9 protein-coding genes are annotated in these 12,510 nt (G+C 72.3%); 4 read left to right on the top strand and 5 right to left on the bottom strand.

Translation table 11 applies throughout. The features are described from left to right. Window positions 1–5: 5 nt before the first annotated feature. The gene (locus ACFYZA_RS34590; RefSeq protein ID WP_382598960.1) at window positions 6–497 is read right to left on the bottom strand and encodes a DUF2771 domain-containing protein; all 492 of its coding nucleotides are present in this window, start codon (window positions 495–497) and stop codon (window positions 6–8) included. Between the two features lie 134 nt (window positions 498–631). After that, complete coding sequence (locus ACFYZA_RS34585) at window positions 632–1,987, bottom strand: MFS transporter (protein WP_388494506.1); 1,356 nt, start codon at window positions 1,985–1,987, stop codon at window positions 632–634. A 335-nt stretch (window positions 1,988–2,322) separates the two neighbouring features. Between ACFYZA_RS34585 and ACFYZA_RS34580 the strand changes: the two genes are divergently transcribed. Both ACFYZA_RS34580 and ACFYZA_RS34575 read left to right on the top strand, forming a co-directional pair. Beyond that, window positions 2,323–3,240 carry a DUF3027 domain-containing protein gene (locus ACFYZA_RS34580; protein ID WP_382598957.1) on the top strand — a complete coding sequence of 306 codons (918 nt, stop codon included), beginning with the start codon at window positions 2,323–2,325 and terminating at the stop codon, window positions 3,238–3,240. A 442-nt stretch (window positions 3,241–3,682) separates the two neighbouring features. Beyond that, entirely contained in the window at window positions 3,683–6,775 is a 3,093-nt protein-coding gene (locus ACFYZA_RS34575) for a sacsin N-terminal ATP-binding-like domain-containing protein (RefSeq protein ID WP_388494571.1), read from the top strand. A 319-nt stretch (window positions 6,776–7,094) separates the two neighbouring features. On the opposite strand, the gene ACFYZA_RS34570 is transcribed toward ACFYZA_RS34575, so the two are convergent. Then, window positions 7,095–9,512, bottom strand: coding sequence for a cation-translocating P-type ATPase (locus ACFYZA_RS34570; protein WP_382598954.1), 2,418 nt, complete (start codon window positions 9,510–9,512; stop codon window positions 7,095–7,097). 106 nt (window positions 9,513–9,618) lie between these two features. Next, window positions 9,619–9,909 (bottom strand): DUF2530 domain-containing protein, encoded by a 291-nt coding sequence (locus ACFYZA_RS34565; protein ID WP_382598952.1) that lies wholly within the window; start codon window positions 9,907–9,909, stop codon window positions 9,619–9,621. Between the two features lie 249 nt (window positions 9,910–10,158). On the opposite strand from ACFYZA_RS34565, the gene ACFYZA_RS34560 reads away from it, so the two are divergent. Then, window positions 10,159–11,613: an NCS2 family permease gene (locus ACFYZA_RS34560; RefSeq protein WP_382598951.1), complete on the top strand. Its 1,455-nt coding sequence runs from the start codon at window positions 10,159–10,161 to the stop codon at window positions 11,611–11,613. Between the two features lie 96 nt (window positions 11,614–11,709). Here the strand turns inward: ACFYZA_RS34560 and ACFYZA_RS34555 are convergent, their stop codons facing one another. Then, window positions 11,710–11,892 carry a ribbon-helix-helix protein, CopG family gene (locus ACFYZA_RS34555; RefSeq protein ID WP_382598949.1) on the bottom strand — a complete coding sequence of 61 codons (183 nt, stop codon included), beginning with the start codon at window positions 11,890–11,892 and terminating at the stop codon, window positions 11,710–11,712. A gap of 167 nt (window positions 11,893–12,059) precedes the next feature. On the opposite strand from ACFYZA_RS34555, the gene ACFYZA_RS34550 reads away from it, so the two are divergent. Next, the gene (locus ACFYZA_RS34550) at window positions 12,060–12,503 is read left to right on the top strand and encodes a MarR family winged helix-turn-helix transcriptional regulator (RefSeq protein ID WP_382598947.1); all 444 of its coding nucleotides are present in this window, start codon (window positions 12,060–12,062) and stop codon (window positions 12,501–12,503) included. Window positions 12,504–12,510 lie beyond the last annotated feature (7 nt).

The raw sequence follows: 12,510 nt of genomic DNA, 5'->3' as shown, positions 1-12,510 counted from the left end.
GGTCGTCAGGAGTTGGTGCGCTTGAGCGTGAAGCTCCAGACCGACTCGGGCTTGTTGTCCTTGTCGACCTGCACGATGCTGACCTTCTTCTCCTTCGGCGTGGCGCCCTGGCCGCCGGTGGAGAAGACGTCGGCGTTGGGGAAGCTCCGGTAGGTCTGCGAGGACGCTTCGGTGATCGGGCTGCCGTCGAGCAGCGCGATCCACTTGCTGCCGTTCTCCACGACCTTGGGGTCGACGCCGAGGCGCAGGGTCGAGCCGGGTGCGTAGTCGATCGACTTGGCGTCCTTGACGCCGCTGAGGCAGCCGGTGAGCTTGGTCTCGGCGAGCGGCTTGCCGTCCTCGCCGCGGCAGGAGGCCTCCGCGTTGACGGAGTTCGTGCCGACCGTCACGGTCGCGAGCGCCGTCGGCTTGTCGCAGGCGGAGAGGACGAGGAGTCCGGCGGAGGCGGCGGCGAGTGCGAAGCCGGCCCGGCGGGTCCTACCGGAAGCAAGTGACATTGTGCGGCTCCGCCGCGGGGCAACGGTCATGGGGGGAAGGCTATCGGTCGCCCCGAGCCAAGCCGCGCGGGGGTGCGGCGTACGGTGTGGCGCCGCCCCGCCCGGCCCGTACGGGCCCTGGCGCGCCCGGCGGCTCAGGCCACCCGGGGGTGGGGCGTACCGCGGCGGGCCGCGCCGAGCAGGCCCCGCACCGAGACGGCCGCTCCCAGGGCGAGCAGGGCCGCGGCCACCGACATGCCGAGGATCCCGTTGAGCGGAAGCGCTATGCCGATCGCGCCGCCGAGCACCCAGGCCACCTGGAGCAGCGTCTCCGAGCGGGCGAACGCGGAGGTGCGGACCTCCTCGGGCACATCGCGCTGGATCATCGCGTCGAGGGACAGCTTGGCCAGGGCCTGCGTGAGCCCGGCCGTCGCGCCGAGCACGGCCACCATCACCCCGCTGAAGAACGCGGCGGACAGGACCGCCGCGCCCAGCGCGATCGTCAGCATCGTCACGATCAGCACCTCGGGCCCGCGCGCCCGCAGCAGCGAACCGACCGCCGTGCCGAGCGCGTTGCCGACGCCCGCCGAGACACCCACGATGCCGAGCGAGACGGCCGCGCTCTGCCCGGACAGCGGGTGCTCGCGCAGCAGGAACGCCAGGAAGAAGATCAGGAACCCGGACAGGGAGCGCAGCGCGGCGTTGGCGTACAGGCCGTTCTGCACGGACACCCCGACCGTGCGCAGGCTGGGCTTCTGGCCGCCCCGGTCGGACAGGCGCGCCTTGGTCTCGCCCTTGGCGGAGTCGACCTTGGCGGGCAGCGTGAAGGCCAGGAACGTACCCCCCATGAAGACACAGCACGCCCCGTAGAGCGGCCACTCGGGCCCGATGCGGGAGAGCCCGGCGCCGATCGGGGCGGCGGCGCCGGTGGCCAGCAGACCGGCGAGGGTGACCCGTGAGTTCGCCTTCACCAGGGAGAAGCGCGGTGGCAGCAGGCGCGGCACCACGGCGCTTCTGACCACGCCGTACGCCTTCGACGCGACCAGCACGCCGAGCGCGGCGGGGTAGAGCTCGAGGCCGCCGGTGGCGACCGCGCCCGACATGGTCAGGGCGAGCAGGGCGCGGGCCAGCATCGCGCCGGCCATCGCGGCGCGCCGCCCGTGCGGCATCCGGTCCAGCAGCGGGCCGATGACGGGCGCCAGGAGGGTGAACGGCGCCATCGTGATCGCCAGGTAGAGGGCGACCCGGCCGCGGGCCTGGTCGGTCGGCACGGAGAAGAACACGGTCGACGCGAGCGCCACGGTGATCATGACGTCGCCGGCGCCGTTCACCGCGTGCAGCTCGATCAGTTTGCCGAGCCCCGACTCACCGGCGCCGTGCGCGTGGGTGGCCTTTCTGATCGAACGCGCCGTCCCCGTGAAGGGCGAATGCAGGGCGCGACCGACCGTCCGCCCTGCCCTGCCCAGGCGGCCGGACCCGTCCGAAGAACCTGACGACCTCGCGGTTGCCACCCCGCCATAGTGCCCCAAGCCCGTCCGACCCGAACCAGGATTCGGACGTGCAGGTGGGCCGGGGGCCACGAAGGGGGTAGCGTGACAGGCGCGCCGCCCGCGGCTGCCCAAGGCCGCGCGCCTCTCCGTGATCCCGCAGAATGGATCGCAGAAGGTGCGCCTCCACGCTCATACGGAGCAGGGGGGACCCCCTTGGTCAGTGAACTGGACAGCCGCTGGGCAGTTGATCGCCCGGGCGCGGACGTTGACGCGGCCCCCTGGTCCGCTCCGCCCGCCCCGTACGCATTCGGCTCCCCGGCGCACCCGTGAGACGGCGTAGGAGAGAAGCGAGACCTGTGAGTGCTGCGACGACGCGAAGCCGTACCCCTGACCGCCTGTGCGCCGAGGCGGTCGACCTAGCCCGCGAGGCGGCGGAGGAAGCCGCCGCGCCCGGTGTGGTCGGCGAGCACGTGACCCTCGTGTCGGAGGGCGACCGGGTCGTCACGCACTTCTTCGAGTGCAAGGAGCCCGGATACCGGGGCTGGCGCTGGGCGGTGACCGTCGCCCGGGCCTCCCGCGCGAAGCTGGTCACCCTCGACGAGACGGTCCTGCTGCCCGGGCCCGACGCCCTCCAGGCACCCGAGTGGGTGCCGTGGAGCGAGCGGCTGCGGCCCGGTGACATGGGCCCCGGCGACCTGCTGCCCACCGAGGCCGACGACCTGCGCCTCGAACCCGGTTACACCGGCGAGGACGCGCCGCCGCCGAACTCGGCGGTCTCCGAGGAGATGGCCGAACGCGTCGACGCGGAGGACGCCGAGCTGGCCGACCGGTCCGACGCGGCCCCGGCGGGCACCGCGCGCGGCTCCATCGCGTCCGTCGCCGACGAGCTCGGCATGCGGCGGGCGCGGGTGCTCTCGCGGTACGGGCTGCACGCCGCGGCCGACCGCTGGGAGGAGTCCTTCGGCGGGAAGACCGCGATGGCTCAGGCGGCGCCGGCCTCCTGCGAGTCCTGTGCGTTCCTCGTCCCGATCGCGGGGTCGCTGTCCCAGGCGTTCGGGATCTGCGCGAACGAGTTCGGTCCCGCGGACGGGCGTGTCGTGGCGCTCGACTACGGGTGCGGGGGGCATTCGGAGGCGGCGGTCATGCCGAAGCCGCCGCGTCCGGCGGCGCCGGTCCTGGACACGGTCGCCCCCGACCCGCTGCCGCTGCGCCCCGCGCGGGACGGCTCGGTCGGGGAGACCCCGGACCCCACGGAAGATCTGGGCCACTCGTAACCCCGGGCACACGGGCACCCCTTGGGCTGCGCCCCGGACCCCCTGAGGGGCTGCGCCCCTCGAACCCCCGCAAGGGGCTCCGCCCCCTGCACCCCCGGTCGCGCCTTAAGGGCGCTCGTCCTCAATCTCCCCCAAGGCCTTAAGGGCCAGGGGGGACCCCCATGACGGGCTGAAGGTGTCCCAGCACCGGTGCTGCTAGGGGCGCGGGGAACTGCGCGACCAGCCACGCATGGTCCGCAGCCGAAAAACCCGCACGGTCCGCAGCCGAAAAAAAGGGGGCCCGGGGCGCAGCCCCCGGAAGCCCACCCACCCCACTCCACCGGCCCGGGGCAGAGCCCCGGTCGGCGGAATTGAGGCCACCCGCCCGGCGCGCGGTACCTTCGGGCCGCGGTCCCGGGACGCGGGGCAGGACAGAGCGGAGTACGGCGTGATCGTCAAGGCGATGGCGGCCGAAGGGGCCGACCCCTTCGGGACGGCGCGGCTGCGGCGCGGGGTCCTGAACGCCTGGGGCGCGGGCCCGGCCAGATTCCGCGAGGACGCCAACGCCGAGGAGGACCTCGCCCTCGGCGGCTACCGCGACCGCCTCGTCGTGGAGCTCGCCCAGAACGCCGCCGACGCGGCGGCCAGGGCGAACACCACGGGCCGCCTCAGGCTGACGCTGCACCCGGCGTCCCAGGACACCCCCGCCGTGCTGGCCGCGGCCAACACCGGCACCCCCCTGGACGCCGTCGGCGTCGAGTCGCTCTCCACGCTGCGCGCCAGCGCCAAGCGGGCCGACACCGAGGTCGCCGTGGGCCGCTTCGGCGTCGGGTTCGCCGCGGTGCTCGCCGTCAGCGACGAGCCCGCCGTGGTCGGACGCACCGGCGGCGTGCGCTGGTCGCTCGCCGAGGCCCGCGAGCTGGCCGCCGACGCGGCCCTCGCCAGCCCCGGCCTCGGCGACGAACTGCGCCGCCGCGACGGACACGTACCGCTGCTCAGGCTGCCGCTGCCCGCCGAGGGCGCCGCCCCCGAGGGCTACGACACCGTCGTGGTGCTGCCGTTGCGCGACGGCACCGCCGAGGACCTCGTACGCCGTCTCCTCGACGGCATCGACGACGCCCTGCTGCTCACCCTCCCCGGCCTCAGCGAGATCGTCGTCGAAACCCCGGACGCCACAAGGGTGTTGAGGCGGTCCGTGCACGACGCGTACGTACACATCGACGACAGCCGCGACGAATCCATCCACCGCTGGCGGACCGTCAGCCACCACGGGCCGATCGGCAAGGAGCTGCTCGCCGACCGGCCCGTCGAGGAGCGGCTCCGGCCGCACTGGACGGTGACCTGGGCGGTCCCGGTCGACGAGGACGGCGCGCCCGAACGGCCCCGTACCGCCGCCGTGGTGCACGCGCCGACCCCCACCGACGAGCCGCTCGGCGTGCCCGCGCTGCTCATCGCCTCGTTCCCGCTCGACACCGCGCGCCGCCACCCCGCGCCCGGCCCGCTCACCGACTTCCTGGTGCGGCGCGCGGCCGACGCGTACGCCGAACTCCTCGGCGCCTGGCGGCCGGTGTCGACCGGCGTCGTCGACCTGGTGCCGGGTCCGCTCGGCCGGGGCGAGCTGGACGGAGCCCTGCGCGCGGCCGTCCTGAAGCTGTTGCCCCGGGTCGCGTTCCTGGCGCCCGCCGCGCCCACCGAGGAACTCGTCGCGCTGCGCCCCTTCGAGGCGGAGGTCGTCGAGGGCGTGGGCGTGGACACGGTGCGCGTGCTCGCCGAAGTGCTGCCCACGCTGCTGCCCGCCGGTCTCGAACGGCGCCCGGAACTGAGGGCGTTGGAGGTCGGGCGGCTCTCGCTCGGCGACGCCATCGAGCGCATCGCGGGCGCGGAGCGGGACCCCGAGTGGTGGTACCGGCTGTACGACACGCTGGCCGGGGTCGACCCCGACCGGCTGTCCGGACTTCCGGTGCCGCTCGTGGGCGGCCGTACCGCCATCGGGCCCCGGCAGATCCTGCTTCCGCTCGCCGACACCCCGTCCGACCTGGGCCGCCTCGGTCTGAAGGTCGCCCATCCGGACGCGACCCACCCGCTGCTCGAAAAGCTCGGCGCGCTGCCCGCGACCCCGCGCGCGGTCCTGACGACCCCTCAGGTACGGGCGGCCGTGGCGGGCTCGCTCGACAGCGGGGAGGTGTGGGACGAGGACGCCCTGGATGCCGATGAACTCGCCGACACCGTACTGACGTTGGTGCGGGAAGCGGCTCTCGAACCCGGGGACGAGCCCTGGCTCGGCGCGCTCGCCCTGCCCGACGAGGACGGCGAGCTCGCCCCGGCCGGCGAACTCGTCCTGCCCGGATCGCCGTTCGCCGCCGTCATCCGTGAAGGTGAACTCGCCGAAGTGGACCGGGAGTTGGCGGACGGCTGGGGCGAGCAGCCGCTCACCGCGTGCGGAGTGCTCGCCACCTTCGCCCTCGTACGCGCCACCGACGTCGTCCTCGACCCGGACGAACTGGAGCCCCGCGACGGGGACTTCGCCGAACCGGACGACGCGGGGCTGCTCGACGCGGTCGACGTGTGGTGCGAGGACGTCCTGGACCGGCTGCCCGAGACGCCGGTCCCGCCGGTCGCCACCGAGATCGTCGCCGTCCGGGACCTCGACCTCGTCGACGACGAATCCTGGCCGCAGGCGCTCGCCCTGCTCGCCCGGCCGCCGCTGCGGGACGCCCTGGTCCAGCCGGTGCGCGTGCTGCTGCCCGACGGCACGACGGAGTCCGTACGCCCCTACACCGCGTGGTGGCTGCGCGACCACCCGGTGCTCGCCGGGCGGCGCCCCGCGGGCCTGCGCGCGGCCGGCTCCGACCCGCTCCTGGCCGGTCTGTACGAGTCCGTGGACGCGACCGGGTTCGACGACGCGCAGGTCCTGCGGGCGCTGGGGGTACGCACCTCGGTGGCCGCGCTGCTCGACGAGCCGGGCGGTGCGGCGGAACTCCTCGGCCGTCTGGGGGATCCGGAGCGCCCGGTGTCCGCCCCTCAACTCCACGCCCTCTACACGGCGTTGGCCGACCTCGACCCCGAGCAGGTCACGCTGCCGGACGAGTTGCGGGCGGTCGTGGACGGGGAGGTGCGGGTGGTCGACGCGGCCGACGCGGTCGTGGCGGACGCGCCCGATCTGCTGCCCCTCGCCGCCGGCCTGCCCCTGCTCCCGGTCGCCCCGGCGCGGGCGGCCGAGCTCGCGGAGCTGCTCCAGGTGGGGCGGCTCGGTGAGGCGGCGGCCGCGGAGGTGACGTCCGAGGGCGTCGAGCACGAGGTGCCGGAGGCGGTGCGGGCCCTGCTGGGGCCGGCCGCGCCCTCGACGTACGTCGAGCACGAGGAGCTGCGGGCGGGTGGGGTGGAGCTGGACTGGCGTCGTTCGGCCGACGGTACGGTCCACGCGTCCACCCTGGAGGGGGTGGCGGCGGGCCTCGCCTGGGCGGCCTCCCAGTGGCCCCGGCGCTTCGAGGTGGCGGCGCTTCTGGAGGACCCGTCCCGCACGGCCGAACTGTCGACGGCCCGCTGGTTCGACTAGCGGGGCGTACGCCGGGGCTCCGCCCCGGGCCCGGGGTTTTGGCCCCTCCCCGCCCCTTCCCTCAACCCTCCGGGGGCGGGTGGGGATGGTAAGGGCTTCCGGGGGCTGCGCCCCCGGGCCCCCTGGTTCGGCTGCGGACCGTAGGGGCCGTTCGCGCAGTTCCCCGCGCCCCTAGCGGCGCCGGGTGCTGGGACACCTACAGCCTGTCCGGCGTTTGAGGACGAGCGCCCTTTAGGCGCGAACGGGGGTCTGGGGCGGAGCCCCAGGGTCTGGGGCGGAGCCCCAGCGGGGCCGGCCGGGCCCGGGCAACGGGCACCCCCTAGTCCGGGTAGCGGAGCGTTACGCGGCGCCACACCAGCTCCAGCAGCGCCGACGCCAGCACCGCGATGCCGACGGCAGTCCACGGCATCACCGCCCCGACCAGCTTCAGCGCGAAGAAGTTCTGCAGCCACGGCACCGCCAGGACCAGCAGGAACGCCACGCCCATGGCGACCACCAGGACGATCCGCCACCACGTGTAGGGGCGGGCGATGATCGCCAGGACCCACATGGAGACCAGGAAGAGGGTCAGCGTCGTGACGCTGGTCTCCGCGTCCAGCTCGCCCGAACCGGTGTAGTACGCCCGCGCCACCATGTACGTCACGAACGTGGCCACCGCCGCGATGACCCCGCTGGGGATCGCGTACCGCATCACCCGCCGCACGAAGTGCGGTTTGGCGCGCTCCTTGTTGGGCGCGAGGGCGAGGAAGAACGCGGGGATGCCGATGGTGAAGGTGGAGAGGAGGGTCAAGTGCCTTGGCAGGAAGGGGTATTCGACCTGGAAGCAGACCACGAGGACGGCCAGCAGGACCGAGTAGACCGTCTTCGTGAGGAACAGCGTGGCCACCCGCGTGATGTTGCCGATGACGCGACGCCCCTCCGCCACCACCGAAGGCAGCGTGGCGAAGCTGTTGTTGAGCAGGACGATCTGGGCGACCGCCCGGGTCGCCTCCGAGCCCGAGCCCATGCTCACGCCGATGTCCGCGTCCTTCAGCGCCAACACGTCGTTCACGCCGTCGCCGGTCATCGCGACCGTGTGCCCGCGTGACTGGAGGGCGGCCACCATGTCGCGCTTCTGCTGCGGGGTGACCCGGCCGAAGACCGAGTTGGAGTCGAGGACGTCGGCCATCTCGTCCTGGTCGGTGGGGAGTTGGCGCGCGTCGACCGTGTCGGCCGCGCCGTGCAGGCCGAGCTTCCCGGCCACCGCGCCGACGGAGACCGCGTTGTCACCGGAGATGACCTTGGCCTTGACGTTCTGCTCGTCGAAGTAGCGCAGGGTGTCCGCCGCGTCCGGCCGCAGCCGCTGTTCGAGGACGACGAGCGCGGTGGCCTTGGCGTCGGAGGCGACGGCGGGGTCGTCGAGTTCGCGGGAGGCCCGGGCCAGCAGCAGCACCCGCAGGCCCTGCTCGTTGAGCGCGTCGATCTCCGCGAGCGCCGGGTCGCCGGTCTTCAGCAGGACGTCGGGCGCGCCGAGCAGCCAGGTGCTGTTCTCGCCGTCGCCCTCGCTGAACGCGGCGCCGCTGTACTTGCGGGCCGAGGAGAACGGCAGCGACTCGGTGCAGCGCCACACCTCGCTGTCCGGGTAGGCGTCGATGATCGCCTGGAGGGAGGCGTTGGGGCGCGGGTCGGACTCGCCGAGCGCGCCGAGCACCTTGCGTACGTACGCCTCGTCCGAGCCGTTCAGGGGGCGCAGCTCGGTGACGTCCATGCCGCCCTCGGTGAGCGTGCCCGTCTTGTCGAGGCACACCACGTCGACGCGGGCCAGGCCCTCGATCGCGGGCAGCTCCTGGACCAGGCACTGCTTGCGGCCGAGCCGGATGACGCCGATCGCGAAGGCGACCGAGGTCAGCAGGACGAGCCCTTCGGGGATCATCGGGACGATGCCGCCCACCGTGCGGGCGATGGAGTCCTTGAAGTTGTTGTCCTTGACCACCAGCTGGCTGATGACCAGGCCGAGCGCGGTGGGGATCATCATCCACGTGACGTACTTGAGGATGGTCGAGATGCCGCTGCGCAGCTCGGAGTGGACGAGGGTGAACCGGCTTGCCTCCTCGGCCAGTTGAGCCGCGTACGCCTCCCGGCCGACCTTGGTGGCGGTGAACGCGCCGCCGCCCGCGACGACGAAGGCGCCCGACATCATCTTGTCGCCGGCCTTCTTCAGGACCGGGTCGGCCTCACCGGTCAGGAGGGACTCGTCGACTTCGAGGCCGTCGGCCTCGACCGCCTCGCCGTCCACCACGATCTTGTCGCCGGGCCCGAGCTCGATGACGTCACCGAGCACGATCTCGGACGTGGAGATCTCCACGGCCCGTCCGTCGCGCCGGACCGTCGGCTTGGCCTCGCCGATGACCGCGAGCCCGTCCAGGGTCTTCTTGGCCCGCATCTCCTGGATGATGCCGATGCCGGTGTTGGCGATGATCACGAAGCCGAAGAGGCTGTCCTGGATCGGCGCGACGACCAGCATGACCGCCCAGAGCACGCCGATGATCGCGTTGAACCGGGTGAAGACGTTGCCGCGGACGATCTCGGCGGTGGAGCGACTGCTGCGTACCGGAACGTCGTTGACCTCGCCGCGCGCCACCCGCTCGGCGACCTCGGCCGTCGTCAGACCGCCGGCCCGCCGCGCCGTGGCGGGCGGCTTCATGGGATGGACGGGGTCGAGTTCCGCCCCGGCGTCGATGTTGGCGGGCTGCGTCATGATTTCGACGGTACGGGGGGATCGGGCGCTTCACCTGCCGGGACGGCCGAACATCCGACCCTGGGAGGAGACGAATGGTCCTGCGGCTGTACAGAGGTCCCGCGCGTTACTGACCTTCGGCCCTTGCGCCCTGCCCGGCGGCGCCCGCCTCCTGCGCGGCGTGCCGCTTGAGGGCGGCGTCGCGGCCCCGGACGTACCAGATGCCGATGAGGCCGAGGCCGCCGCCGGCCAGGCAGGTCCACACCCACCACAGGTGGCCGTGGTCGTCGAACCAGCCGTAGAAGGGGAGCTGGACGAGGAAGAGGACGAACCAGAGGATCGTGCCGCCGGTGATGGTGGCGACCACGGGGCCCTCAAGGGGCTCCGGCGCCTCGTGCTGGGGTGTCCACTTCGCCATGCGATCAGTGTAGGGCGCGCCGTTTTCGCGGAATCCGGACACCGGGAGATGCCCGGTCCGGCATCGTGGCGATCCCCGTCCACCTGCGGTGACCCCTTGGCGTTGCAGGGGTCTACGCGCGGAGATGGTGATCTTCGACTTATGTATTCATACTGAAACGGCTTACGGCTGACTCATTCTGTTCGTTAAAACGTCCAAAGAAGTTCGGGTACGTGCCGTTTCCCCGCCCCTTCACGACTGAGGTTCCGCATGCCCTCCTCGGCCCCCGACACGGTCGACGCCGCAGCTCAGCCGCCGGTACCCAACAGGCCGACCAACGGCCTCGACCGCTACTTCAAGATCTCCGAGCGGGGTTCCACCCTGGCCCGTGAGGTCCGTGGCGGATTCGCGACCTTCTTCGCGATGGCCTACATCATCGTGCTGAACCCGATCATCCTCGGCAGCGCGAAGGACATGTACGGGCACCAGCTCGACAGCGGACAGCTGGTCACCGCGACCGTGCTCACCGCGGCCTTCACCACGCTGCTCATGGGCGTCATCGGCAATGTGCCGATCGCGCTCGCGGCGGGGCTCGGTGTGAACACCGTGGTCGCCCTCCAGCTGGCGCCCCGGATGAGCTGGCCCGACGCCATGGGCATGGTCGTCCTGGCCGGCATCGTGGTGATGCTCCTGGTCGCGACCGGGCTGCGCGAGCGCGTCATGAACGCGGTGCCGCTCGGCCTGCGCAAGGGCATCGCGATCGGCATCGGCCTGTTCATCATGCTGATCGGCCTGGTCGACTCCGGCTTCGTCTCGCGCATGCCGGACGCCGCGCACACCACCGTGCCGCTCGAACTCGGCGGCAACGGGCACCTGCTCGGCTGGCCGGTCCTGGTCTTCGTGCTCGGCGTGCTGCTCACGCTGGCGCTGATGGTCCGCAAGGTGCCCGGCGCGATCCTGATCTCCATCGTCGCGATGACCGTCCTCGCGATGATCATCAACGCGGTGGCGACGGTGCCGTCCTGGGGTCTGACGACCCCGAAGTGGCCGGGCAACCCCGTCGACACCCCGGACTTCGGGCTCGTCGGCCAGGTCAGCCTCTTCGGCGGCTTCTCCAGGGTCGGCGTCCTGACCGGCATCCTCTTCGTCTTCACCGTGCTGCTCTCGTGCTTCTTCGACGCGATGGGCACGATCATGGGCATCAGCGACGAGGCGGGCCTGACCGACGCCAAGGGCAACATGCCCGGCATGAACAAGGTGCTGTTCGTCGACGGCATCGCGGTCGCGGTGGGCGGTGCCTCGTCCTCGTCGGCCACCACCTGCTTCGTGGAGTCCACGGCGGGCGTCGGCGAGGGGGCCCGCACGGGCCTCGCCAACGTGGTCACCGGCGGGCTGTTCACCGTCGCGCTCTTCCTGACCCCGCTCGCCACGATGGTGCCCTCCCAGGCGGCGACCCCCGCGCTGCTCGCGGTCGGCTTCCTGATCCTGTCCGGCTCGATCCGCGAGATCGACTGGGCGGACTGGACGATCGCCATCCCGGCCTTCGTGACGATGCTGATGATGCCGTTCACGTACTCGATCACCAACGGCATCGGGATGGGCTTCGTCACCTTCACGGTCCTGCGTCTGGTGGCGGGCAGGGCGCGCGAGATCCCGGTCGCGATGTACATCGTCTCGGCGGTGTTCGCCTTCTACTACCTGATGCCGGCACTGGGTCTGACCTGATCCGGGCCCCCTGCGGGTTCGGGCTGAGGGTGCCCATGCCCCGGTACGGCCAGGGGCGCGGGGAACCGCGCGAGCGGCCCCGCCCGGGTGGCACGCCTACGCCGCCCCGTAGAACCGCTCCGTCTCATCGACCGCCGCCTTGAAGCGCTCGTCGAAGTCGTCGCGAATGAGCGTCCGGACCACATAGTCCTGGACGCTCATTCCGCGTTTCGCCGCATGGTGCCTGAGCCGTTCGAGCAGCTCACCGTCTATCCGCAGGCTGAGCACGCTGGTCCCCATGGAGCGAGGGTCGCCGCCCGCCAGGGCATCGCGCGTCACTTTTCCCGGCCAACTCACTCGTTCGGGTGATGTTCGGTGATGCCCGGCGGGATGGGGCCGGTGTGGCGCTCGACACCTGGGCTTAACCCAGTGGTATTTAGCCAGAGTAATGAGTTATGCTAACGAACATGTCTGACCTGTCCCACGACAGTGGCGAGGACGCCGCCGCCGTGAACTCCCTGCGCTCGGCCGTCATGCGGCTGGGCCGGCGCCTCAAGCACCAGCGCGTCGACGAATCGCTCAGCCCGACCGAGATGTCGGTGCTCGGCACCCTTGCCCGTTGCGGTTCCGCCACCCCCGGTGAGCTGGCGCGCAAAGAGCACGTACAGCCGCCGTCGATGACCCGAATCGTCGCACTGCTGGAGGCGAAGGGCCTGGTCAGGCTGGAGCCGCATCCCGATGACCGCCGCCAGAAGGTGGTCAGCCAGACCGAAGAGGCCGAGGCGATGCTCGAAGAGAGCCGCCGCAAGCGCAACGTCTGGCTGGCTTCCCTCGTGGAAGGTCTGGACGAGGACGAATGGGCGAAGCTGCGCGCGGCCGCCCCGGTCCTGGAGAAGCTCGCACACCTGTAAACGCGCA

Source organism: Streptomyces sp. NPDC001828 (assembly GCF_042892175.1).
Classification (GTDB): domain Bacteria; phylum Actinomycetota; class Actinomycetes; order Streptomycetales; family Streptomycetaceae; genus Streptomyces.
Note: the sequence above shows the minus strand (reverse complement) of the source record. Positions and strands in the feature narration are given on the sequence as shown.

What these genes read in the sequence shown, in the direction of transcription:
- ACFYZA_RS34560 (WP_382598951.1), top strand. Translation starts at nt 10,159, where the DNA reads ATGCCCTCCTCGGCCCCCGACACGGTCGACGCCGCAGCTCAGCCGCCG.
- ACFYZA_RS34575 (WP_388494571.1), top strand. Translation starts at nt 3,683, where the DNA reads ATGGCGGCCGAAGGGGCCGACCCCTTCGGGACGGCGCGGCTGCGGCGC.
- ACFYZA_RS34570 (WP_382598954.1), bottom strand. Translation starts at nt 9,512, where the DNA reads ATGACGCAGCCCGCCAACATCGACGCCGGGGCGGAACTCGACCCCGTC.
- ACFYZA_RS34590 (WP_382598960.1), bottom strand. Translation starts at nt 497, where the DNA reads ATGTCACTTGCTTCCGGTAGGACCCGCCGGGCCGGCTTCGCACTCGCC.
- ACFYZA_RS34555 (WP_382598949.1), bottom strand. Translation starts at nt 11,892, where the DNA reads ATGGGGACCAGCGTGCTCAGCCTGCGGATAGACGGTGAGCTGCTCGAA.
- ACFYZA_RS34565 (WP_382598952.1), bottom strand. Translation starts at nt 9,909, where the DNA reads ATGGCGAAGTGGACACCCCAGCACGAGGCGCCGGAGCCCCTTGAGGGC.
- ACFYZA_RS34550 (WP_382598947.1), top strand. Translation starts at nt 12,060, where the DNA reads ATGTCTGACCTGTCCCACGACAGTGGCGAGGACGCCGCCGCCGTGAAC.